A 23,782-nucleotide genomic window follows, 5' to 3' on the forward strand; every position below is an offset into this window, starting at 1 on the left:
TCCTCCGCTGCAGGTGGCGCGCGGTCGGTCAGAAGCCGCGGGAGCCGCCAGAGCGCCGGGAAGACCGGCGGCTGGAGCCGCCTCCGCTGGAGCGGGTCCGGGACGAGGAGGAGCGCCGGCGGGATGAGCCGGAGCTCCACCCGCCGCCACCGCCGTCGCTGGACGAGGACCAGTTGCCCAGCGAGGTACCGACGTCACCGCTCCAGCGGCTGAAGCGAGCACCCGGCCGGCGGGACCGCCAGCGGGCACGCATGGCCTCACCAGCGCGACGGGCGTCCTCATCGGGGAAGTACCATCGGCGCCCATCGCCCTGGGACCAGTAGCCGTCGATGTACGAGGCCAGTTCCTCGCCCAGCGACCAGTAGGGCCGGGGCTGGTTCCGTACCGTCACCATCCGCATGTCCGGCTGCTCGTTGGCGGCCACTCGGGCGGCGCAGGCGTCACAGACCTGAACGCCCCGCTCCCTGCCACCGTCCGGCGTCCAGTTGGTCGACGTGGTGCTCGGGCCGTGCCGCGGATCGAAGAAGCACGGTGGCGTCGGTTCGGGGATCGGCTTGCCCGCACGCAAGGCATCCAGGCAGGCCATACCGTAGCGGGCCGAGCCGAGCAGCGTGGCGACAGCCTCGATGTCGGCGTCCCCCTTGGCCTCGTCGAGCCGGTGGCGCGCCTTCTCCACCGTGTCGAGCACGTCCTTGGACAGCTTGGACTGTTGGGGATCAGCCGTGGTCGGCAGCGCGGACACCTGCTGCGACAGCGCGATGATCTCCTCGTTGAGCACCGGCCGCGAGACCTCCAGGTGCTTCTCCTCGTCCTTCCGCCGCGCCCGGCGAGCACCCAGCGCAGTACCGCCCCACCACAAGGCCGCTACCCCGGCCACGCCACCGGCGTACGGGGCGGCGTCGATGTAGAAGGGCTTGTCGACCTCCTGGGCGCGCTCGATGAACTTGGTGAGCATCTCCTCGTAGTCCGGCGCACAGCAGTCGACGGCGTCGTCCACCCCGTCACCTACGTGGTACGTCGGCCCGTGGTCCGCCCGCTGTACCGCGTGGAACCCGCGCCCGGCTGATTCGGACCGGGCGTCCACGAGGACGGCGTACACGCCCTCGACGCCGACCCGGTCGTACAACTGGTCGGCGATCTCCTCGCCCTCCCAGGCGAGCCTGGTGTACGACGAGATCGAGGCGGGCGCGGTGTCGATCTTCTCGGCCGGGATCACCGCGATCCGCAGCGGCGCGACGGCCGCCTTCGCCCGTCTGTCGAGTTCGGCGGTCTCGGTGCTGCTCAGCTTCTTCACGTCGGGGTCGACCCAGAGACCGGTCTGGCCGAGCTTGGCGGCGACGTCGTTCAGGTACGACTCGGCGGCAGCCTGGGCCTTCCGTCGATCGCCCTCGATGTCGGGTGGGGTGTAGCGGAAGACTGGTTTCGAGGTGCTGGGCTTCGGGGTCGGCCTTGGCGTGGGCGTCGGGGTCGCTGCCTGTGCGGCGAGGCCAGGCAATGTCGTGGCAGCGATCACCGCGGCAGCGCCGAGCAGTCCGGTCCAACGGTTCATCGCGCTGCTCCCGAGAGCCGGGCCTGGCACGACGTGCAGACAGGAATCTCCCGCGCTCGTCCACCGGCAGGCGTGTACATCCAGTCCCTCGCCGAGGTTCCGTGCGCCGGATCGAAGAAGCAGGCGGCCCGCCTCGGCGGCACAGGCGTCCCGGCCACGAGAGCCTGCGCCGTGGCGAGCCTCCAGCGGCCGTACTCCACCGTGGCCCGCACTTCCCGCAGCCGCGCGTCATCCGGCTGGCCGTCGACCACCCGGCCGGCCTCCGTGTACGCGTCGAGCGCGGCCTGCACATCCGCTGCCGTGTTCACGCCGTCCACACGCACGTCGGCGGTGTCCAGTTCCTCGCCGAACCGCGTCATGTCCTCCCTGGCCAGCTTCTGCCGTTCCTCGAGGGCGTCCGCCTCATCCGGCAGTACGTCGTACGACGGCCGGTAGAGCGCAGGCCCTTCGTCGTTGCCCGGGCGGCGCTTCCACCACCGCAGACCGAAGCCCAACCCCACCAGGACGATCAGCACGATCACCAGCGGCCACAGCCACCCCGGAGTACCGCCGGATGAGCCCGGGACGGCCAGTTCATTCAGTACGCCGTCCAGCAGCCCGACCGGATCCGACCGGCTGTGCTTCTCGAGCTCATCCGTCAGGATCTCGGCGATGGGTGTGTCGACTCCCACCGCGCTCCCCCAGGTGATCGCTCCGCCGAAGACCACCAGGTAGATCCCGTCAGCTTTCTGCTGGTCCACCACCTCGTCGACGAAGGCCCGAGCGGCGTCTTCCTGCGCACCCAAGCGGAGAGCGGCTGCTGGTACTACAGCGATCCGGATGGCCTGGTTCTGCCCACTGACCCTCTCAGCGAGCCGGGCGGCCTCCTGCTCCGGAACCAGCGAGCGCTGCGACGGTTCGACGTACACAGGCGAGCTCTTCCAGCCCTCCACTACGTCAAGGGGAGTGACTGTGCTCTGTTCGACCTCGGTGGGCGTCGGCGAGGGATCCGCCGACGCCACCTGAGGAAGAGCCCAGCAGGTCAGGAGCAGGAGGCCGGCCAGCAGACGCATGGGCCGAAAGTCTGCCCTAGCCGGGGTCTACCGGTTCAGCCGGCACCTGGGGTGTCGGAGGCCTGCTGGTTAGTCGACCGCCGCGGCCAGGCACTCCTCGGCTTCGACCGGCTCGAGGTGCTCGACCTGCTGCAATGCCGGGTCACGGCGCAAGGTGTACAGCAGGCCGAGCACCACCAGACCGAGGGCTGCGGCAATCGGCGGGAGGAACTGAACGCCCACCAGCTTGATGATCACGCCGCCTGCTACCGCGGACAGCCCTGCGCCCAGGTAGATCGCGGAGGCGTTCATGGCCAGCAGGAGGCCGCCGCCCTCACCCAGCTCCAGCAGGAGGTTCTGGATCGGCGGGTTGAAGGCCCAGGTGAACAGGCTCCAGACGAACAGCGCGATGGCGGCACCGGCCACAGTGGTCGCGCTCAGCGTCAGGGTGGCGATCACCGCGGTGAAGCCGATCAGCGTCACCGTCAGCGTGCGCAGGCTGCCGAAGCGGTCCGTCGCGCGGCCGCCGACCAGGTTGCCCAGCACCGCGCCCACGCCGTACACGAGGAGCAGGATGCCGACCGTTCCACCCTTCAGGTGGGCGGTCTCGGCGAGCAACGGCACTACGTAGATGTAGACGCTCATGGTCGCGAGCACGGCCAGGACCGTCATCAGCAGCACGGTCTGGACGCGCCGGTCGGTCAGTCCGGCGAACCGCTCGCGCAAGCTCACCGCGGCCGGCGCGGCCGCCTTCGGCAGCGCGGACCGCACCGCGAGAGCGACCACGAGGCAGACGGCCGCGATCAGCGCGAACACGCCGCGGTACCCGAGGCTGTCACCGAGCAGGCTGCCCGCCGGTACGCCGAGCACCAGGGCGAAGGTCAGTCCGCCGAACACCACTGCGACCGCTCGGCCTCGCTCCTCCGGTGGCAGGAATCCGGTCGCGAACAATGTCGCCGCCGGGGTGTACGCCGCGGCGCCGAGCGCGGCCACGATCCGGCCGACGATGAGGGGAGGGTAGTTCGTCGCGATGGCCGCGATGCCGTTGCCCAGCGCGGCCAGCAGCAACGCCGCGATCAGCAGGGTACGGCGCTCCCAGCGGCCCGTGAGCGTCGACAACAGCGGCGCGCCGACGGCGTACGAGAGGGCGAAGGCGGTGGCGAGCTGGCCCGCGGCCGTCAGCGAGACGTGCAGCTCGGAGCTGACGGCGGGCAGCACGCCGGACACGACGTACGCGCTGGTGCCGACGGCGAAAGCACCCGCGGCCAGCAGGTAGATGCGTGCGGACATCAAGGGACCTTCCGGGGTGGACGACTAGTTCGACGTTGATCGTACTACGATCTTCATCGAACTTCGACAGGCGTCGTACTATGGACCCATGACCACAAGGGCGCTGCCGCAACCGGACCGCGAGGAGATTCGCGTCGAGACGGTCCTGCAGGCACTGGGCGAACCCGTCCGGCTACAGATCGTCCGCGCGCTGGCCGACGCACCCGAGGGCATCGCGTGCGGTGACATCGAGCTCCCGGTCACCGCCTCGACCCGCGCCCACCACCTCCGCACCCTGCGCGAAGCCGGCGTCCTCAGCACCCACACCGAAGGCACTCGCCGCATCAGCACCCTGCGCCGCGAGGACCTCGAAACCCTCTACCCCGGCCTCCTGACCGGCATCCTCGCCGCCCAACGCTGACGACCCGAGTCCCGGCGCCTGCGACCCGAGTACCGCGGACGCCGCTAGCCGGCGAGCTTCGCGACAAAGCGCGGGTAGTGCGGGTCGAACACCCCGGCACCAGCCGCGCGGACCTCCTCGGGCGTCCACCACCGCGCCTCGCGGAACTCGGCCGGATCAGTCATCAACGACATCCCCCGCCGCCCGTGCACCACGAACCACAAGCTCACGTCGATGTGCCCGTGATCAACCCCGACCGTCTCGGTGACGGTGATGAAAGCGGGCAAGGCATCCACAAGCTCCGCGTGTACTCCGAGCTCCTCGGATGCCTCCCGCCGGGCAGCGTCCACCGGATCCTCGTCCGGCTCGACGTGGCCGCCCGGCGGCAGCCACAACTTCGCGTTCAGGTGATCCACCAGCAGACTGCTCCGATCCACCGGATCGATCACCACCACGTACGACACCAGATGTGGACTCGGTGTCGCCGGCTTCACCCGCCGGAACACATCGTCAGTGCTCGCCAACCACCTCAACGCCTCGTCCCGATGCCCCGCCTCCACCTCGTCGAACGCCACAATCCCCCGCACCAAATCCTGAACCCTCCGCACCGAACTCCGCATGCGCCGACCCTGCCAGCACCCTCCGACAGGAGGGGCTGACCGGAACGAACTTGGTGTAGCTGGTGCGGAGGTAGCCGGTGGAGGACGGATTGGAGACGGTGACGTGCCCCGCTGTACCGGCGGCGAACTGGTACCGGCCGAGCAGGATCCACTGCATTCCACCGGTCTTCTGACTGAGGTCCTTGCTCGCAGTGCCAGTCGCATGGGTGACCACGTAGTGCGCGGCCGCTGTGCTGTTCTCGTGGTTGGGCACCCACGCGTACACGTCGTACGGGCCGCCGCTAGGCAGGTCCGGCCGCCAGTCAGCGGTCCTGCCGACACCGTTGGCCGCGCGAGTCCCCGAGGTCAGCCAGCCCGGCACACTGGACGGTGCCCAGACCCCAGTCTCGCTGTAGCCCGGGTCCGCGACTCCCACGATCACCATCGGCAGCGGCGTCACCGAGACCGTCGCCGGCGCCGATTCGTTGCCGCTGAGGTCTACGGCCTTCACCTGCAGGTTGTGCGCCACATTGTTCGCCAGGTCCGGCACGGGGATGCCCTGGGCAACCAACCCGGGGTTGCCGATGTTGCCGACCGGCTCGTCGGTGTTCATCAGCACACCGTCGGCGTAGATGTTGTAGCCGAGCAGATCCAGCTCAGGGCTCTGGTTCCAGTACAGAACCGCCTGGCCGTTGGCAGCCTCCCCCACCAGACCAGTAGGCGTCGCAGGAGCCTGACCATCAGCAGGGACCTGTACTGCGACCGGGGCTGAGGCCGGCGACTCGTTGCCGGACCTGTCGATCGTCGTGACAGACAACTGGTACGTCTGCCCGGCAGCCAGCTCGTGCAGCTGGAACGACCCACGGCGTACCGGGTTGGCAGTCTGTCGCCGGCCATCGAGGTAGACGTGATGCCCGACCACGTCCGCGCCCGTCACCGGAGTCCACTGGAGGTCGAGTACAGCGTCGCCCGTCGCCGGGAAGGTCTCCACGGTCTTGGTGACATTCGTCGGAGTCACCGGAGCCACGGTGTCGGCGGCAGGCGCCGGGACGAACTTCACCGCATCAGCGCGGAGATAACCCTCATGCCCCGACGGCTTGCTCAGCTCGACCCAGCCCGCACCACCCGCCGCGAACTGGTAGTTGCCTAGCCGCACCCACCGATCGACACCGACCGACTCCGCCGGATCCACCGGCGCGCTGGCGCCCGCACTGCTGGTGACGACGTACTGCGCTGTCGTCACGTTCAGGGAGTTCCCCGGGATCCAGGCGTAGACGTCGTACGGCCCGGCCGAAGGTAGCTGCGGAGTCCACCGAGCCGTGGAGGTCGAGGTGGACGAGTAGCGAGTGTCCGTCGCCTGCCAGCCCTTCACCGTGGTGGTACTGGTCCACGGCCCGGCCTCGGTATACCCGGCGCTGCCGTTGTCGATCACTACCGTAGGGACGAACTTCACCGCGTCCGCCCGCAGCGTGCCGGTCGCACCCGCGTTGTTGACGAGTTGCACCTTCCGGCCGGCTCCCGGTGTCATCACGTAGGAGCCGAGGTCGATCCACTGCTGACCCGCCTTCGTCTGATCCACCAGGACGTTCGTAGTACCGCCGTCATGGGTGATCGCGTAGCGGGCCGCAGTACTGCCGGTTCTGATGAAGTCCGGGTTCCACGCGTAGACCTCGTAGGACTGCGTCGCGGGCAGAGCAGGTGTCCAGGTCGCGGAGGCACCCGTGGTCGCCGCGCGCCGGGTGAGCTTGTCCTGATAGCCGTACGCATCCCCCGCCGCCGACCACGTACCGGTCTCGGCGTAGCCCGGATCTCCGTTGTCCACAAGGACTTCACCAGAGGCAACGTCGCTGGCGGAGTCCATCGGCTTGTAGTAGCGGAAGTAGTCCCATGTCGTCTCACCCGGCAGGTTCGTCTCGGTCACGGGCTCGGTGAATCCGAGTGTGGTGAGCCAGACGTTCTGCAGGGCATGCGGTCCCGGGTAGGCGAGAGTGCGGCTCAAGACGCCGTCGACGTAGAAGCGGATCTCTGTCGGCAGCCACTCGTAGCCGTACGTGTGATACCCGTCCGACGAGTCCGGCCCGGCGTACACTCCGCCCGGGTTGCCGATGTGCTGCGGCACCGTCCAGTGCGTGTGCTGCTGGACCGTGCCCGGCGCGTGCGAGTCGATCTCGAACCCGTCGATCTCGTTGAACCTGTTGTACGGACCCTTGTACGACGGGGCGTCCGGCACATAGTCGGCCAGGCCCATCTGCCAGAAGGCAGAGTGGAAGCCCTTGTCGCCCCACAACCTCGCCCGCGTCTCGTAGTACCCGTAGCCGAAGGTCTTCGTCGAGATGATGCCGCCACAGGTGTAGTCCGTGTCGCCGTTCACCTCCTTCTCCAGCGCGATGTGCATGACCCCGCCGCCGACCGTGACGTTGTCCGGGTCGTTCTTGCAGATCGCCTTCGAGCCCTCGCGCTTGTACCAGTCGTTCGCGGCGAGCGTCGTGCCGGAGAAATCGTCCGACCAGTCGAGCTGGTACCCGGCTGGGACGTGGTTCGGGCCGGGTGCCGGGTCGGCCGTGGCCGGCGCGACGCCGAACACGGCGGAGACGGTGAGGGTGGATGCGATGAGTGCGAGTGAGGCCAGGAATCGAACAGGGCGGACGGTCATCAGACGGCTCCCAACGTCTCGGGCGTGAACCGACGATATGACCGCGCGGGTTTCATGTCCATAGTGCAGATGAGATATCTACACCATGGATCGCTACCAGTTGGTGACCGAGCCGTCCGGCCGGTGCAGCCGGGGGATGACGGCCGTCTCGGGAGGCAGCGCCTGGGACAGGTCGGCGGTGATGCCCAGGCCTGGTGCGTCCGTGGCGGTCAGCCGGCCGGGCTCGGCCTGGATGGTCGAGGTGAAGGCGCCGAGCGGAGGCGTCGCCCGCTGACACTGCTCCTGCACGCTCACGTTCGGCAGCGCCGTGTTGAACTGCGTCGACGCGGCCGTGCAGAGTGCGCCGATCGAGTTGTGCAGGGCGAGCTGGACGTGGTGGGTCTCGCACAGGGCGGCGATCTTGCGGCCCTCGGTGATGCCGGTGTGCCCGAGATCGATCCGGGCGTGGTCGATCAGCTCGTCCTCGACCAACTGCCGGAACTCCCACTTCGTACACAGCTGCTCCCCCGCCGCGATCGGTACGCCGACCCGCCCGCGGAGCGACTTGTACGCCGAGAGGTGCTCGCCGCGCAGCGGGTCCTCGACGAAGAATGGGCGGAGCGGCTCGAGCTCACGGCACAGCTGGACGGCCTCGGCCAGGTCGAGCCGGGTGTGCACGTCGAGCAGCAACTCGATCTCGTCGCCCAGCCCGGCCCGCAACTCCCGCATCAGCTCGACGGTCCACCGAACGGCCCGGCGAGCGTTGTACTCGGGCTCCTCCGGATCCCACGCCGTCAGCCGCAGGTGTTGCCACCCTTGCTCGGCCAGCTCGGACGCATGGTTGAGTACGTCGTCCATCGACCCACCGCGTACATGCGCATAAGCAGGCACGTAATCCCGCGAGCGCCCACCGAGCAGCGCGTGCACCGGTACCCCGAGGCGCTGGCCCTGCAGGTCCCACAAGGCGATGTCGATCCCGGCCAGCACCGACCCGTGGTGCCGGTCGGACGGGAAGAAGGCGGAGCGGTAGCCGAGCTGCCAGATGCGTTCGATCCGGGTGGCATCGACGCCGACCAACAGCGGGCGCAGATCCTCGACCAGCCCGGCCGCCGCACGCTCCCGGCCGCGCATGCCGACCTCGCCGATCCCGGTCAGGCCGTCCTCGGTCCGCACTACCGCCACCAGCGCCGGCCAGTCGTCCGCGGCCGGCAGGGACACCAGGTCGATCTCCTCGATCTTCATGCGTCCACCCCATCACATCTGCCTCGCCACGGCCTCGACGCAGGGCCCGTGACTCCCGCGTCGACGGCGAACAACCCGCCACTGCCAGGCGGCGGATCAGTCAACCCCAGCGAGGCAGTCGTGATCACGAGGCTGCTGCCCTGGAAGCAGACCGCGGTCGGCCTCGGTACGGGCAGCTCGACGGTGGCCAGCAGCTCACCCGTCGGCGCGTACCGACGGACCTCGCTCGCATCCCACACCGCCACCCAGATGCATCCTTCGTCGTCGAGCACCAGCCCGTCGGGATTCCCGCCGCCGACCGCGACGATCGTGCGGCGCTCGCCCGGCGTATCTTTGGACAGGTCGATGGCTTCGAGGCGGCGGTGCGGCAGGGTGTCGACGAAGTACAGCGTCTGGCCGTCCGGACTGAAGTCGATGCCGTTGGCAACGGTCAGGCCGGTCAGCATGGTGTCGACCGAGCCGTCCGGCGACAAGCGGAAGAGCGCCGCGTGCGGCTGCCGCGGGAGCGCCTGCGAGCCGGCCCAGAAGCTGCCGTCCGGATGGCAGGCGCCGTCGTTCATCTGGTCCCGCCCGGACGTCAGGCCGGTGGCCAGCGGCGTCACCGTGCCGTCCTCCGCCAGGTGCGCGAACCCCTCCTTCACAGCGATCGCCCACCCGGCACCAGCCTCGGCCAGCGGCACCGCGACCCCGACCGGCCGGCCGATCTCGTAGTCTCGCGCCACGGTCAGTACGCCATCCGCGAGGCTGCCGCGATGCACCCGGCCGGCCGCGATGTCCACCCAGACCAGCTCACCGGTCCTGGGATCGAGCCGGGGTGATTCCCCTTGCACGTAAGCGGAGGTGGAGATCAGGTCAGCTCTTGACCGCACCCGCGATCCCCTCGACGAAGGTCCGTTGCAGGAACAGGAAGACCACCACGATCGGCACCACGCTGATACAGGCCGCGGCCGCGAGTCCGGTCCAGTCGGTGGTGTCCTGGCCGTAGAACCCGTACATCCCGACGCCGAGCGTGCGCAGGTCCGGGTTGCCCAGGGTGAACACCAGCGGGATGAAGAAGGCGTTCCAGGCGCCGATGAAGTTCATCAGCGCCACCGTGCCCATTACCGGCTTCGCCAGCGGCAGCATCACCCGCCAATACGTCCGCAGGTACCCCGCGCCGTCCATCCGCGCGGCTTCCTCCAGCTCCTTCGGGATCCCGCTGAAGAACCCCATGAACAACAGCACCGGTACGACGAGCGCGGGACCCGCCTGCGCGAGCGCCGAACCGAGCAGGCCGTTGCCGAGCCCGAGGCCGTTCACCACGATGAAGGTCGGGATGATCGTGTAGCCGTGCGGGATGAACATCGTGGCGATCAGCACCCCGACGAACACCTTCTTGCCCGGCAGCCCCGGCCTGGCCAGCGCGTAGCCGGCGGTCGAGGCCACCAGCAGCACCATGACGACGACCGCGATCGAGAACGTGATGGTGTTCGCCGTGTAGGTGCTGAACTTCGCCGTCGTCCAGGCACGCTGGAAGTTCTCCAGCGTCGCCTCGTCGGGCAGCAGCGACAGGCCGCCGATCAGCATCTCCCGCGGCGTCTTGAAGGCGGCCGAGATCATCCAGACGAACGGATAGATCCAGACCAGGCACAGCGGGATCAGCAGCAGGTGCCAGACGTTACGCCTGACCAGGCGTCGGTTCAGGCGCCGGTTCAGGCGCAGTCCCACACCCCCGCTCATGCCTTGCCTCCGGACAGCCGGCGCTTCAGGAAAGGTGCCTGCAGCAACGTGACCACCAGGGTCAGCAACCCGAAGACGACACCCGCCGCCGAGGCGAACCCGTACCGCGGTGCCTGCAGCGACGGGTCGAACGCGTACCGGTAGATGTAGGTCGGAACCACATCGGTCGCGTAGTCCGGCCCGCCCTCGGTGACCGCGCGGACCAGGTCGAAGGTGTTCAGGCTGCGCTGGAACACGAGCAGCAGGATCACGATCGCGATCGGCGTGACGACCGGCAGGGTGACGAAGCGCAGGGCCCGCCAGAAGCCCGCGCCGTCGATCGCCGCGGCCTCCTGCAGATCCTTCGGCACGGTCTGCAGCGCGGCCAGCCAGTAGATCAAGGTGATGCCGAAGCCCTTCCACACGTCGATCGACAGCAGCGTGGGCAGCGCGGTCGACGTACTGCCGAGGAAGTTGACCGGCTGATCGACCAGGCCGGTGTCCAGCAGGATCCGGTTCACCAGCCCCCCGGCCGGGTCGAGCAGGATGGCGATCACGATCCCGATCACAGCGGTGGTGGCGACCACCGGCAGGAACAGCACCAGCCGGTACAGATTGCGGAAGCGCAGCCAGCTGCTGTTCAGCAGGATCGCCATCACCAGGGCCAGCGGCATCTCGATGAAGATCGCCGCCAGCGAGAACGCGAACGAGTGCCAGAACGCCCGCCAGAACGCGTCGGCGCCGAGCACCTCCCGGAAGTTCGCCAGGCCGACCCAGTCGGTCGGCGAGCCGACCCCGTCCCAGTTGAAGAACGCGTACCACCAGCTGGCGATCATCGGCCAGACGGTGAAGCCACCGAACAGCAGCACCAGCGGGACCAGGAACAGGTAGCTCCACAGGTGCTTGCGGAACCGCCCCGGCCGGCGCGACCTGGTGGCCGCGACCGGGGCCTTCGCGAGCGGGCGCTCGACGGTCGTCGTCATGCGGTCAGCCTCCCGGCGTGTAGTCCTTGAGGGGATCCCAGCCGGCGAAGGTGAGGTCCTTGGCCGAGCCCTCCTTGCCCTTCGCCTTCAGGTCGGCCGAGGTCTTGTCCAGGTAGGCCTGCAGGTCCTTGTCGAGCTTGGCCGCGACCGGAGCGAACGGCTGGTTCTTGATGATCGAGCTGAACGCGGCGTCGGTGTGCTTCAGGTCGGGCTTGGCCGCGAGCGCGTCGGTGACCGCCCGGCCGCCGGTGCTGGCCAGGGCCGGGTTCGGCGCGCGCCGCATGGTCTCCTCGGCCACCTTCAGGATCGCGGCCTGGTCCGGGTTCTTCTCCGCCTCGGCCTTCCAGGCGCCCTCGAGGGCGGTGAGCGTGCCGAACTTCTTGTAGTAGGCGCTGTGGAACGACTCCGAGGAGAGGAAGTCCATCACCTTCCAGCTCTCGGCCTTGTGCTCCGACTTGGACGACATCGACCACAGCGGGCTGAAGGACTTGGTCAGCGGCAGGTAGGCGCCGCGCCCCGCGTCCGGCACGGGCAGGCCGGTGATGCCCATCTTGATCTCGGGCGCCAGCTTGCGGACCTCGGCGACGTGCCACGGCGGCGTCGGGTACATCGCGAGCCGGCCGGCCGCGAACTCCTTGAACGCACGGCTGCCGTCCCAGCTCTCCCAGCCCGGCATCATCACCTTCGCCGCCTGCATCCGCCGGTTCAGCTCGACGGCCTCGACCAGGCCCGGGCTGGAGGTGGCCGGCTTGCCGGTCCGGTAGTCGATGCCGGCCGCAGGCACGGAGTACGGGACGGCGGTGTCGGCGAGCATCTCGACGCCGACGGCCTTGGCCGCGGTCGGCGCGTAGCCGAAGTACTTGCCCTTGCCGTCGGCGGTGACCTTGGTGGCCGTCCGCTCGAGCTCGGACCAGGTCTTCGGCGGCGCCGAGAAGCCGGACTTCTTCAGCAGGTCCTCGTTGTAGAGGAAGACCCGCAGCGTCGACCACGGACCCCAGACCAGCGGCAGGCTCATCAGCTTGCCGTCGCGGTGCAGGCCGGAGGTGGCCGGGTCCATGCTGCCCTCCGGGAACCGCTTCAGGAACTCCGGCGTGACGAACTCGTCCAGCGGCGCGACCCAGCCGCGGGCGGCCATCCGGTCCATCCCGTCGTCCTGGGCGCGGAAGATGTCAGGGGCGTTGTTCTGCTGGAACATCAGCTCGACCGCGTTCAACTGCTGGTCCGAGGGGTTCTCCAGCACCTTGACCGCGATGCCCGGGTTGGCCTTCTCGAACTCGTCGAACTGCTGGCGGTAGAACTGGCTGGCGCCGGGCGGGTCGGGGACCAGCGCGACGGTGACGGTGACCTTGTCGGTGGCGTTGCCCGAGTCCGGGCTGCCTCCGACGAGGTTGCACCCCGACAGGGCGAGCGCCACCGCGCAGGTGAGCACGGTGAGAGCAGGGCGGATCTTCATGATCGGCTCCGGAGGTCGTGGCGCGGGGGCGCCGGGATCTGGCGGTCGGTCGGGCCGTGGTGGCCCAACTGTGAGTTGATGGCGTCCGCGGTCTCGACGACGAGGCGGGACAGTTCGTGCTCCCGGCCGGGAAGGTCGACGACACTCGACGGCCCGGACAGGGACAGCGCGGCGACGACCCGGCCGGTCCGGTCGCGCAGGGGTGCGGCCAGGCAGGACCGGCCGAGGGACAGTTCCTCGGTCTCGGTCGAGTAGCCCTGCCAGGCGACCTGCTCGATCGCGGCGGTCAGCACGTCGTGGTCGGTGATGGTGCGCGGGGTGTATCTCTCCAACTCCCCCAGCAGGTCGCGCCGGCCCTCGACTCCGAGCAGCAGGCTCTTGCCGAGTGCGGTGGCGTGCAGGGGGTTGCGGCGGCCGGTCAGCGCGAACGACCGCGGTGCGAGGTGTCCTTCGAAGTTGCACAGGTAGAAGGCGTGATCTCCACGCCGTACTGCGACGTTGGCGCCGAGCCCGGTGGACGCCGCCAGGGACTGGGCGCGTTGCCGGGCCGCGTGGTGCACGGGATGTCCGTTCAGCGCGGCGCCGGCGAGGGTGATCAGGTCGGCGCCCAGACGGTACTGCCCGTCCGCGTCGCGCTCGACGAAACCCGCCTGCTCAAGGGTGCTCAGCAGGCGGGAGGCGGTGGACTGCCGCAGGCCTGCCAGCTTGGCGACCTCCGTGACGCGCAGGGCGCCCGGACCGGTGAACACCCGCAGGACGGCCGCGGCGCGCTCCACGCTCTGGTTCGTCCCTGCCTCGGCACTCACAGCCTGCATTCCTCTCCTCGAATGATGGACGTCGTCATCCACTATGTGGCAGCCTTACGCACATGATGGATCTCGTCAAGCACCCATCGGATGCCGAATGCTGAACATCGAGGAGCTTCCTGTGGTCCCCACCGTGCAAGGCCTGGTTCCGATCCTGGCCACGCCCTTCCATCCCGACGGCAGTCTGGATCTGCCGAGCCTGCGCCGGCTGACCGGGTTCCAGCTGGCCAGCGGGGTGGACGGTGTCGCCGTGCTCGGCATGGCCAGCGAGGCCTTCGCTCTGACCGCGACCGAGCGCCGGCTCGTCACGAACGCGGTCGCCGAAATGGTGGCCGGACAGGTCCCGCTGGTGGTCGGCGTCGCCGCTACCTCGACGGTGACGGCGGTGGAACAGGCCCGGGAGGCAGCCGCTGGAGGAGCCGACGCGGTGATGGTGCTGCCGCCGTTCATGGTGCCGCCGAGTCCTGCCCAGCTGCCGTCGTTCTACGCCGCAGTCGCCGCGGTCGGACCCGAGGTGATGGTGCAGGACGCCCCCGGCGCGACCGGGGTGACCATGTCGCCGCAGCAGATCGCAGAGCTCGCCACCATCGACCGAGTCACCTCGGTGAAGGTCGAGGCGCCACCGACGGCTCCGAAGGTCGCCGCTGTGGTGGACCGCATCGACGAGCCCGGCTTCGTCGTGCTCGGTGGGCAGAACGCCCAGTTCCTGCTCGACGAGCTCGCGGCCGGGGCGGTCGGCACGATGCCCGCCTGCGAGATCCCCGACCTGCTGGCGCCGGTGTTCACCGACTGGCGAGCCGGCCGGTACGACGATGCCCGGGCGAGGTTCGACCTGCTGCTGCCGCTGCTGGTGTACGGGCTGCAGTCCGGGATCGCCTGGGCCGTGCACAAAGAAGTGCTGGTCCGCCGCGGCCTGATCGACCACGCGGCCGTGCGCGTACCGGCCCGTGAGCTGGACTCCCGAGCCCGGGCCGGACTGGCTGCGATACTCGACCGGCTGGACCTTCCTGCCGGCACTACTCCGCTGACCGGGATCCGCTGATGCCAACGATCACTGACGTAGAGGTTTTCCCGCTGGTCCTCGAAGGGCCGGAGCGGACATATACGACGAAGCCGCCCTGGCCGAGCATCTACGCCTCCGGGCGGGAGACTCTGCTGGTCAAGCTGACCGCGGACGACGGCTCGGTCGGCTGGGGTGAAGCCCTGGCACCGGTGGCGCCGGAGGTCCCCGGCAAGATCATCGAGCTGCTACTGAAGCCCGCGCTGCTGGGAGCCGACCCGACCCGGGTCCGGCCGCTGGTCACCGCACTGCGTGCGCTGATGCGCGAGCGAGGTCATCTTGGCGGACACCAAGGTGACGCCGTCGCCGCGATCGACGTGGCGCTGTGGGACCTGGCCGGCCGGATCGCGGGGGTGCCGGTGCACCAGTTGCTCGGCGGAGCCCAGCGGGACGTCGTACCGACGTACGTGTCCGGGTTGCCCGGCAAGAAGGACAGCGAGCGGGTCGCCATCGCCCGGGAGTGGGTGGACAAGGGCGTCCGGCAGGTCAAGCTCGGCCTGGGGCATGGAGTACGGGCCGACCTGGCGACGGTCGAGGCCCTTCGCGACGTGCACGACGATCTGCTGGTTGCCGTCGACATCCATGGCGTGTACGACGTCGCCCAGGCGGTTCGGCTCGGCCGGGGCCTCGACAGCATGGGCGGCTGGTTCCTGGAAGCGCCGGTGGGCTTCGAAGACGTCGCGGGTCATGCGGAAGTGGCTCGGCGGATCGACACCCCGGTGGCGATCGGGGAGAGCCTGCGGCATCGGCAGGAGTTCAAGCCGTGGCTGCTGGAAGGGGCCGCCTCGATCCTGCAGCCGGACGCCGGCCGGACCGGGATCACCGAACTGGTGGATCTCGCGGCCGTGGCCGAGACCTGGTTCACCCCGTTGGCGCCGCACCACTCGGCCGGGCTCGGGATCATCATGGCCGCGAGCATCCACGCGTCGGCGGCGGTCGGGAACCTGCTCGCCTACGAGTTCCACCCGATGCTGTTCGGCCCGGTCAACGAGGTCCTGGTGACGCCGTTGGAGCCGGGCATGCCCGGCTTCGCCGTACCGACCGGGCCGGGGCTCGGGGTCGAGGTCAACGAGGATGCCGTGCGCGCGGCGTGCATCCGGTGACGCGGCGCGCCCTGGTGATCGGGGCCACCACGCCCATCGGTCAGGCGATCGTGGCCGCGCTGGCCGCGGACGGCTGCCGGGTCGCCGGGGCGTCGCTGGAGGACGACAAGGTCGACGGGCTGGACCTGCGGCTGACCGCCGACTGCTCCGACCCCGACGGAGCGGCCGAGGTGGTCTCGCACGTGGTGGCCGACTTCGGCGGGCTCGACGTACTCGTGACCGCGGCCGGCCGGATGCCGCTCGAACCCGCTCATCGGACCACGGACGCGCAGTGGTTCGACGCCCTGTCCAACACGCTCGACACCTTCTTCTTCCCGGTCCGCTCGGCCCTGCCACACCTCTTCGAGAGCGACGCGGCCGCCGTGGTCGCGGTGTCCTCGGTGAACACCCTGGTCGCCGCTCCCTGGGCCGCCGCCTACACCGCGGCCAAGGGCGGGATCGACGCGCTCGTCCGGCAACTCGCGGTCGAGTACGGCGGCCGCGGGGTCCGGGTGAACGCAGTAGCGCCGGGCATGGTCGGTGGCACGAAACTCCCGGACGCGGCCGCGGGTTACCCGATCGGCCGGACGATCCTTGCGCGGGAGGTTGCCGACGCTGTTGCGTTCCTGGCTGGTCCGAAGGCTTCCGGGATCACCGGCGTGGTGCTGCCGGTGGACGGCGGCCTGTCGGTCATGTCGCCGGCCGCAACCGGTCGCGCTGATCTCCAAGCCAGGCTGCGCGATGCCTGAAGTGGACCTGACCGGCCGGCTCGCGCCTGTTTACCGACTCCTCGACTGGCCTCTGCGCTTGGCGGTGATCACGCTGCTCTGGCTTCTCGGTGTTGCCGCGGGCTTGGTCGTCGCCGGGTTGGCACCGGCGACGCTCGCTGCTCATCGGTTGACGGTGGCCTATCTGGACGAGTCCGAGGTCAGGCCGTGGCCCAGCTTCTGGTCGGCCTGGCGGAAGTGGCTGGGTCGTGGGCAACTGGTCCTCGGCCTGCCACTGGCCACCGTGTGGGTGCTGGCGTTCTACCTCGCCGCCGCCAGGCAGACCGTCTGGGCTGTTCCCTTGTCGGTGGTGTTCCTGGGCTACCTGGTCACGCTGTGGATCTTGCCGGCTGCTGTGGTGGCAGCCGGCGATCGCCCGGTGAAGGAGCTCTGGCTGGTGACGTTGCACCTCAGCTGGCGGCGCCCGGCTCTACCTCTCGCCGCGACCGTAGTACTGGTCGCGCTTGCTGTTGGTTCTTGGTACGTCGTACCCGTGGTTCTGGTGTTCGGCCCGGCCGCTGCGGCGCTGGCCGCGGTACTGGTGGTGCGGCGGGTCAGCTCACCGCGGCCGACGCGTGGTACCCCAGGCCCGACGAGATCTGGTCCGCCTGCTCGATGACCTGCCTGGCCAGGGCCTCTTCGCGAGTAGCCAGGTCCATCGCGGTCAGCGGCCCGGACACCGACAGCGCGGCGACGATCGCACCCGTCCGGTCCCGGATCGGCGCGGCCAGGCAGGCCCGGCCGAACGCGAGCTCCTCGAGCTCCAGCGAGTAGCCCCGCTCGCGGATCTGGGCGAGCATCCGCTCCAGCTCGTCGGGGTCCGTGACGGTGTGCGGGGTGTAGCGCGCGAGGTTGTCGCCGAGCAGTTCCTGCCACTCCGACCGCGGCAGCTCGCTGATCAGCGCCTTGCCGATCGCGGTGGCGTGCAGCGGTCCGGTCCGACCGACCAGCGTGGACGACCGCCCGGCCGCGCGGCCCTCGAAGTGGCACAGGTAGAACATCTCGGCGCCGCGGCGCTCGGCCACGTTGGCGCCGAGGTTCAGATCCGCTGCGAGGTTCTGCGCGACCTGGCGGGACTGCTGGTGGACGGGCATCTCGTTCAGCCCGATGCCCGCCAGGGTGATCACCCGCGGGCCGATCCCGTACAGGCCGCTGCGCTGGTCGTAGGCGAGGAAGCCCAGCGCCACCAGCGCCCCGACCAGCCGGGAGACGGTGGACTGCCCCAGCCCGGTCGCCTCCACCAGTTCGGAGACACGCCGCTGCGGATGGGCCTCGGTGAACTCGGACAGCAGCGACAGCGCCCGCTCGACACTCTGCGTCCCGGGCCCGGCCTCACGGCCGATCGCACGCGCCACGACTTCACCTCTCCCTGAATATGGTTTCCGTATCCGCATCGTAGATGGCGAAGGCCTCGCATTCCACCGAACCACGCCTGCGAGGGCGTGGTTGTTCGGCAACCGCAAGGCTGCGGTCGGGTGATCGAGGGGTGGTCGTGCGGTCAGGCTGGCAGACTGTGGCGGTGGTGGCCCTGCGCGAACGGTGGAACGAGCTGATCCCGGGCTCGGCGACGTTGGCGGACGATCTGGTCGCCAGGTACGTCGGGCGGAACCGTCGCGCCTACCGCGACCAGTACCTCGACACCGTGCTCAGCACGCTCGAGTCGCTCATCCAGCTCAGCACCGACCCGACCTCGGTCCGGCTGGCCGCGTGGTTCCACCGGGCGGTACACGAGCCTGGCGGCGGCCCGGCCGAAGACGCCGAATCGTCCGCACGGCTGGTCGAACAGACCTTGCCCTCCTACGGGATCGACCCGATCCGTATCGCCGAGGTGGCCCGGCTCGTCCGGTTGACCGGTGAGCTCGCGGCTCCCCCGCCCGACTCCTACGCGCCACCCCGGCGCGACGCGAACGGCGACGTCCTGCTCGACGCCGTCAACTCCACCCTAGCCACGGCCCCGGCGCGGTACGCGGCCCACACGTCCGAAGTACGGCGGGACGCGGGCGACCGGACCACCGCGGTGGAACGCCGGTACGACGAAGTACGCCAACTGCTCGAGGGGCATCTCTACAGGACGCAACTGGCCCGGCAGCGGCTCGGCCCGGCTGCTCGGGCCAACCTGGAGACGGAGCTCGCCGGACTCGACAGCGAACTCCCAGCACCTTGGCGCGGGTGGCAGCAGGCGGCACTGGCGGCCACTGCGACCTTCAGCGCGATCGCGGCCGCCGTCGTCTCTATAGCGGCAGCAGGTGCGTCGTGGCAGATTCCGACGGTCGAGCCTGAGTCCGGTTGGCCGACAGTCCTCCTGGCGGTGTTCGCGTTCTTCAGCGCGCCGGTGCTGTTCCGCTGTGCCCGTAGCGACACCCAGCGAGCCAGGCTGATCTCCGGGGCCGTGGTCGCCGTCGCAGTGACTGGGCTCCTCGTCGCCTGGGCGCAGGTGCCCGTGACAAACCCCGCGCTGGGCGTCGGGCTGCGGGTGCCACTGGTGATCTCTGCGCTCATCCTGCTTCTAGTGGCCGGCACCTCGGCTCTGGTGGCGTCGCTGCTGCGCACGAGGGTCGCCCGGTTCATGCCGTCGAGGAACCTCGGCCAGCAGTTGGCCTGGCTCGCCGTACCGGGAGTGATCGCGCTGATCCTCCTGCTGATCGTGCAGCCGCTGGCGCGGAGCTATGTGCTCGGCTCCAACGAGCGAGTGGAAGGCTCTCACCGCCCGGCCGGTAGTTCACCCAGCTCGGTGCTGGACGGCAATGTGGCCTGGGTCAGCCGTGCCTTGACCGGTGCCGGCGCCGAGGAGGCGATCGGGACGAAGTACGGCATCGCCATCCCGCGGCAGACCGGTGTGGTGGAGATGCTCGACGCGGCGACCGGCGAGCTCCGCTGGCGCTACAGCAGGTCCGACTCGGACGAGAAGCCGAACATCGTCGCCACCGCCAACGGCCGGTTCATCGTGGCCGAGTTCGCCGACATCGGCTATCTGCTGCTCGACGCGGACACCGGCGAGCGCAAGGCGGCCTGGCCGGGCGGGACCCGCGACCACACCATCCAGCAGGCCGATCCGCTGCTGACCGGCGAGGAGGTTGCCCGGGGCTCCGACAAGCTGCGCGGCGTCGACCCGGACGGCAACGACCGGTGGACGTTCGAACCCGGTCGCTGCACCGACATCGGCGCAGTGGCCACCGCGGACACCGTGGTCGCCTTCCTCGGGCACAGCTGCGGTGACGAGCCGGACGAGATGACCGGGCTGGACCTGAAGACCGGCAAGAAGCTGTGGACCAAGGCGCCCAGCGACATGTACCGGCGGCCCGTTGTCGTGGGCGGGCTGGTCGTCGTGGCCGAGCCCGGCGGCGACTCCGACGTACCGGCCGCACTGCTGGCGATCGAGCCGCGCACGGGCGACACGAAATGGCGCTGGCCGGTACCGCGGAACTGGGCCTGCCGCACGTTGCTCAACGCGGCGGGGAAGCTCCTGGTCGTGGTGGACTGCCCCGGTCCGGATACGCGGGAGAACCGTCAGACGATCGTCACGGCGATCGACTCCGACACGGGTCAGACCGTCTGGCAGACGACGGCGGCGGTCAGCCCTCGCACCCGGGTCGCCGTCACCGCCGACGCCCGGGTGGTCTCGCTGGCCCGTGGTTCGGACGGCTGCTGGGCGAACGTGATCGGCGCGACCGGCTTCCGCCAGGTCCGGCTCCCCACCGGCATCTCCTGCAGCCGCGACGCCGTCGCCGTCGGCAACCTCGTCCTCACCTCCGGCAACACCAGCGTCGTAGCCCTCCGCTGAACCTCGGCGGGTTGAGCCTCAGCGGGCCGCTTGGAGTTGGGACTCGGCGGAGGCCAGGAGTTCGACGATCCGGGTGCCGAAGGCGACATCGACCGGGTGGGACTCGCCGGACTCGGCGGCCTCGACCAGTTCCCGCGCCGCCAGCTGCAACGAGTCGACCGCGGGGGTCACCCACGGCGGCAGCAGCGCAGTGCCGGTCTCTCCCCAGATGCCGGTCTCGAAGTTGGTCCCGGCCGGCGGCGCGGACAGCGACAGGCTCACCGTGCTGGTCGCACCCGACTCATGGGTGATCACCAGGTGCACCAGGTCCCCCTCGCCACCCACCGCGCGGAGTTCCGCGATCGGCCCCAGCATCGCGCTCAGGTTGGACAGCGCGTGCGGACCGATGTCCCAGAGCGCACCGCGCTGCTCCCGACGCCACACGGACTCCCTGAACGGGTTGTCCGGAGCATCGAGCGAGGCGAGCATCCGGGACCAGCCGCCCTTCCACCCACCCTGCGCCTGCACCTTCTCGAAGAAGGTCCGGCTCTCCGGCGCGTACCGGGCGGTGAAGAAGACCACCGAGGCGATCCCCTCGTCGGCCGCCTCGTCCGCCAGCGCCCGAGCGTCGTCGTACGAGTCGGCGACGGGCTTGTCCAGCAGCAGATGCTTGCCCACGGCAGCGGCCTCGAGCGCCATCGACGCCTGGACCTTCGGCGGGACCGCGAACGTGACCGCATCGACCGCCTCGAGTAACTCTGCGTAGTCACTGAACCCCGTCACGCCAAGGTCTGTAGCCAATGCCTCCGTCCGGCCCGGATCCCGTCCCCAGACACCGACGAGCTCGACGCCGGCCGCGGCCCGCAGACCGGGTCCGTGGGTGTCCCGGGCCCAAGGACCGGTGCCAACCAGACCGAAGCGCATCGCGTTCTCCATTCTGCTGCGGCCCCACCCACCGCACCGGTCAGGTGACGAGCCGATATCGCTTTGGCCACGACCCTAGCCGGGAGCCCCGGATCGGTCGGTCCGGGCCGGTTCCGGGTGCGAGACTCACGATCATGGATCTGCGCGACCAGTGGAATCGCCTGCTGCCGGACGCGCAGCCGCTGGGCGATGATCTGCTGGCCCGTTACGCAGAGCAACATCGCCACTATCACGACCAGCGGCACCTGACCGAGATGCTCGAGACCATCGACGAGCTCGCGGATCTGGCCGACGACGCCGACACGGTCCGGCTGGCCGCCTGGTTCCACGACGCGATCTACGACCCTCGGGCCGACCCCGGCGAGAACGAGGAGGTCTCGGCCCAGCTGGCCGAGGTCGAGCTGTCCGCCTACGGGGTCGCGGCCGCCCAGGTCACGGAGATCGGCCGGCTGATCCGGCTGACCGCCAAGCACGACTGCGAGCCGGACGACGCGAACGGCGCGGTGCTGTGCGACGCCGACCTGCGCATCCTCAGCCTGTCCGCCGACCGGTACGACGAGTACGCCACCGGCATCCGTGAGGAGTACGGGCACATCGGCGACCGGGACTTCGCCCGCGGCCGGATGACCTTCCTGCAGAGCCTGGCTGACACCACCCTGTACGCGACCAGCCGGGCGCAGGAGCAGTGGGAGCAGGCGGCCCGCGAAAACCTCCGGCGGGAGCTGAAGCACTGGGGCCCTAACGCGGCCCGGCCGATCGCCGGGCTCGTCCCGATGATCTACCTAGGTGCCGCGCTCGGTGTGGTGGTCGCGGCCTCGGTACTGCTCGGCCGTGGTCTCGGCGCCGCGCCACGCTGGCCGGCCACCGCCGACGAGGTCAACGGCTTCCCGGTGTGGGCTCCGATCGCCGGTACGGCGGTGGCTGCCGCGCTGACCTGTGCTTGGTTCCGACGGGCCCAGCCCCGGCTGGTGACCATCCCTGCTCTGGTGTTCGCCGCAGTCGGCGCGATCGCGATCGGGCTCTGCTGGTGGCGCTGGCCCGCGGCTCAACCGGGTGCCGCGATGAGCGAGCGCTGGCCGTACCTCATGCTCGCCTCTGTCGCGATCTTGCTCGCCGGAGCGCTCCTCGCACTCGCCCGGCGCCTGCGGCTCGCCCCGCCGTACGCGCTGGCTCCGCCACGCGCGCTGAGTCTCGGCGTCACCTTGGTCTGCGGCTCACTGCTCGCCTGGATCGTGGTCTCCGCCGGCGAGCCCTTCGTCCAGGCCCGGCTCGAGACCGCCAACACGGTCAGCACCACCGCCACCATGCCGCCCGGCGTACTGCCGGTGCAGCTCGACGGAGAGCTCGCCTGGAGCCGGGAGGTCCCGGCGACCGGTGCGATCGCCGGTACCGCGGGCGGCGTGGCCGAGCTCCGGTCCGACGGCGTGGTGATGTCCGACGCGACCACCGGGCAGATCCGTTGGCGCTACTCCCGGGCCGACGTCGACGACGCCGCCTCCAGTGGCTCACGCGGTCTCCTGGTCTCCGCCGATGGACGCACCCTCGCCGCGCACCTCCCGTACGACGGCAACCACGCGCCGAGCGGGATCGACCTCCCGACGTACGCCGTACTCGACGCCGAGAGCGGGAGGGTGCTCACCGAGGTCCACACCGACGGCACGGCTCTCGCGGTGGACGCGAACCAACTGCTCGTCGCTGAGGGCCGGTACGTCGTGGCGCACGGCGTGAGCAATCCGACCCACTGGCGGACCCAGCTGAAGTGCACCGTCACGCAGGGCGTGCTCCTGGCCGACCAGGCCGTCGTGGTGGACGCCTGCGGCGGCAACAGCGCCGTAGTACGCGGCCTGGATCTCACCGACGGCGATCAGCGCTGGGAGGTCGACCTGGGCATCCGGTTCGAGCTCAGCGCCGAGCTGGACCCCGCCAGCTGGATCGGCGAGCTCGTGGCCGTCCCGGAAACCCGTGAGGTCTCCGGGCTGGTGTGGACCGGAGCTGCCGGCGGGACCCTGCACCAGTGGTCAGTCGACGTCGGCGAAGGCCGCGTCCTCTGGACCACCCCAGTCCCCGGTACTCCGAGGCCGCGGCTGGGCCGGTCGTCCTGCGACGCGCAGCTCGCGGCGACGCATGCCTCCCTGGTCCTGGTGACCTGCCGGACGCGCACCGAGCCCGGCGAGCCCCAGACGTACGACGTGTCGGCAGTGAGCCCGGCCGACGGCACCCCGCAGTGGCACCACCTGCTGCAGGTACCGCCGAAGCTTCAGCAGCCCACGTTCCCCCGTGACGGGTTCGGCCTGCTCCCGGACGGCCGCGTGGTCACCCTGATGCCGCAGCCCGACGGCAGCTGCTCACCGGTCATGGTCGGCACCACCGGCGTTCAGCCCCGGCCAATCGTCGCCGGGCCGACGGCAACCTCCGTAGCGGACACCAAAAAGGTCACCTGCGACAAGCCGGCCGTCACCGTAGCCAGCGGCCGCCCCATCTTCAGCGACGGCACCCGCCTCTTCGCCCTCAACTGAGTAGTTGCTCC

At 70.0% G+C, this 23,782-nt stretch carries 20 protein-coding genes; 7 read left to right on the forward strand and 13 right to left on the reverse strand.

Going from position 1 to position 23,782, the window contains the following annotated elements:
* Positions 1 to 28: 28 nt before the first annotated feature.
* From EV648_RS29870 to EV648_RS29880, 3 genes are all read right to left on the reverse strand, one after another.
* Positions 29 to 1,549, reverse strand: coding sequence for a hypothetical protein (locus EV648_RS29870; protein WP_132298457.1), 1,521 nt, complete (start codon positions 1,547 to 1,549; stop codon positions 29 to 31).
* Positions 1,546 to 2,601: a hypothetical protein gene (locus EV648_RS29875; protein WP_132298458.1), complete on the reverse strand. Its 1,056-nt coding sequence runs from the start codon at positions 2,599 to 2,601 to the stop codon at positions 1,546 to 1,548. The genes EV648_RS29870 and EV648_RS29875 overlap by 4 nt, the downstream gene beginning before the upstream one ends.
* A gap of 69 nt (positions 2,602 to 2,670) precedes the next feature.
* A complete protein-coding gene (locus EV648_RS29880; protein WP_132298459.1) occupies positions 2,671 to 3,870 on the reverse strand; it encodes an MFS transporter in 1,200 nt (399 codons plus the stop codon).
* Positions 3,871 to 3,958: 88 nt separating this feature from the next.
* On the opposite strand from EV648_RS29880, the gene EV648_RS29885 reads away from it, so the two are divergent.
* Positions 3,959 to 4,270: a helix-turn-helix transcriptional regulator gene (locus EV648_RS29885; protein ID WP_132298460.1), complete on the forward strand. Its 312-nt coding sequence runs from the start codon at positions 3,959 to 3,961 to the stop codon at positions 4,268 to 4,270.
* A 44-nt stretch (positions 4,271 to 4,314) separates the two neighbouring features.
* Here the strand turns inward: EV648_RS29885 and EV648_RS29890 are convergent, their stop codons facing one another.
* From EV648_RS29890 to EV648_RS29925, 8 genes are all read right to left on the reverse strand, one after another.
* A complete protein-coding gene (locus EV648_RS29890) occupies positions 4,315 to 4,773 on the reverse strand; it encodes an NUDIX hydrolase (protein WP_241995707.1) in 459 nt (152 codons plus the stop codon).
* Positions 4,760 to 7,501: a family 16 glycosylhydrolase gene (locus EV648_RS29895; protein WP_132298462.1), complete on the reverse strand. Its 2,742-nt coding sequence runs from the start codon at positions 7,499 to 7,501 to the stop codon at positions 4,760 to 4,762. The genes EV648_RS29890 and EV648_RS29895 overlap by 14 nt, the downstream gene beginning before the upstream one ends.
* A gap of 93 nt (positions 7,502 to 7,594) precedes the next feature.
* On the reverse strand, positions 7,595 to 8,722 hold the full coding sequence (locus tag EV648_RS29900) for a mandelate racemase/muconate lactonizing enzyme family protein (RefSeq protein WP_132298463.1): 1,128 nt from the start codon (positions 8,720 to 8,722) through the stop codon (positions 7,595 to 7,597).
* The gene (locus EV648_RS29905) at positions 8,719 to 9,591 is read right to left on the reverse strand and encodes an SMP-30/gluconolactonase/LRE family protein (RefSeq protein ID WP_132298464.1); all 873 of its coding nucleotides are present in this window, start codon (positions 9,589 to 9,591) and stop codon (positions 8,719 to 8,721) included. Before EV648_RS29905 ends, EV648_RS29900 begins: the two co-directional genes overlap by 4 nt.
* Entirely contained in the window at positions 9,575 to 10,441 is an 867-nt protein-coding gene (locus EV648_RS29910) for a carbohydrate ABC transporter permease (RefSeq protein WP_132298465.1), read from the reverse strand. The genes EV648_RS29905 and EV648_RS29910 overlap by 17 nt, the downstream gene beginning before the upstream one ends.
* Complete coding sequence (locus tag EV648_RS29915; protein WP_132298466.1) at positions 10,438 to 11,403, reverse strand: carbohydrate ABC transporter permease; 966 nt, start codon at positions 11,401 to 11,403, stop codon at positions 10,438 to 10,440. Before EV648_RS29915 ends, EV648_RS29910 begins: the two co-directional genes overlap by 4 nt.
* A gap of 4 nt (positions 11,404 to 11,407) precedes the next feature.
* Positions 11,408 to 12,856, reverse strand: coding sequence for an ABC transporter substrate-binding protein (locus tag EV648_RS29920; protein ID WP_132298467.1), 1,449 nt, complete (start codon positions 12,854 to 12,856; stop codon positions 11,408 to 11,410).
* Entirely contained in the window at positions 12,853 to 13,671 is an 819-nt protein-coding gene (locus EV648_RS29925; protein ID WP_132298468.1) for an IclR family transcriptional regulator, read from the reverse strand. The genes EV648_RS29920 and EV648_RS29925 overlap by 4 nt, the downstream gene beginning before the upstream one ends.
* Positions 13,672 to 13,759: 88 nt before the next feature.
* Between EV648_RS29925 and EV648_RS29930 the strand changes: the two genes are divergently transcribed.
* Genes EV648_RS29930 through EV648_RS29945 form a run of 4 tightly spaced genes read left to right on the forward strand, consistent with a single transcriptional unit; the run spans position 13,760 to position 17,190 of the window.
* The gene (locus EV648_RS29930) at positions 13,760 to 14,704 is read left to right on the forward strand and encodes a dihydrodipicolinate synthase family protein (RefSeq protein WP_199234893.1); all 945 of its coding nucleotides are present in this window, start codon (positions 13,760 to 13,762) and stop codon (positions 14,702 to 14,704) included.
* Entirely contained in the window at positions 14,704 to 15,825 is a 1,122-nt protein-coding gene (locus EV648_RS29935) for a mandelate racemase/muconate lactonizing enzyme family protein (protein ID WP_132298469.1), read from the forward strand. The genes EV648_RS29930 and EV648_RS29935 overlap by 1 nt, the downstream gene beginning before the upstream one ends.
* Entirely contained in the window at positions 15,813 to 16,553 is a 741-nt protein-coding gene (locus EV648_RS29940) for an SDR family NAD(P)-dependent oxidoreductase (protein WP_132298470.1), read from the forward strand. The genes EV648_RS29935 and EV648_RS29940 overlap by 13 nt, the downstream gene beginning before the upstream one ends.
* Positions 16,546 to 17,190, forward strand: a complete 645-nt coding sequence (locus tag EV648_RS29945) for a DUF624 domain-containing protein (RefSeq protein ID WP_132298471.1) — start codon at positions 16,546 to 16,548, stop codon at positions 17,188 to 17,190. The genes EV648_RS29940 and EV648_RS29945 overlap by 8 nt, the downstream gene beginning before the upstream one ends.
* Here EV648_RS29945 and EV648_RS29950 read toward each other — a convergent pair.
* Positions 17,126 to 17,926, reverse strand: a complete 801-nt coding sequence (locus tag EV648_RS29950) for an IclR family transcriptional regulator (RefSeq protein WP_199234895.1) — start codon at positions 17,924 to 17,926, stop codon at positions 17,126 to 17,128. The two genes, EV648_RS29945 and EV648_RS29950, sit on opposite strands and share 65 nt — an antisense overlap.
* A 164-nt stretch (positions 17,927 to 18,090) precedes the next feature.
* Here EV648_RS29950 and EV648_RS29955 point away from each other — a divergent pair, with 164 nt between their 5' ends.
* Positions 18,091 to 20,352, forward strand: a complete 2,262-nt coding sequence (locus EV648_RS29955; protein WP_241995710.1) for a PQQ-binding-like beta-propeller repeat protein — start codon at positions 18,091 to 18,093, stop codon at positions 20,350 to 20,352.
* 18 nt (positions 20,353 to 20,370) lie between these two features.
* On the opposite strand, the gene EV648_RS29960 is transcribed toward EV648_RS29955, so the two are convergent.
* Positions 20,371 to 21,255 carry a Gfo/Idh/MocA family protein gene (locus EV648_RS29960; RefSeq protein ID WP_132298474.1) on the reverse strand — a complete coding sequence of 295 codons (885 nt, stop codon included), beginning with the start codon at positions 21,253 to 21,255 and terminating at the stop codon, positions 20,371 to 20,373.
* A gap of 134 nt (positions 21,256 to 21,389) precedes the next feature.
* Between EV648_RS29960 and EV648_RS29965 the strand changes: the two genes are divergently transcribed.
* Positions 21,390 to 23,771 carry a PQQ-binding-like beta-propeller repeat protein gene (locus EV648_RS29965; protein ID WP_132298475.1) on the forward strand — a complete coding sequence of 794 codons (2,382 nt, stop codon included), beginning with the start codon at positions 21,390 to 21,392 and terminating at the stop codon, positions 23,769 to 23,771.
* Positions 23,772 to 23,782 lie beyond the last annotated feature (11 nt).

The sequence above is a fragment of the Kribbella sp. VKM Ac-2568 genome (assembly GCF_004345365.1).
Classification (GTDB): Bacteria; Actinomycetota; Actinomycetes; order Propionibacteriales; family Kribbellaceae; genus Kribbella; species Kribbella orskensis.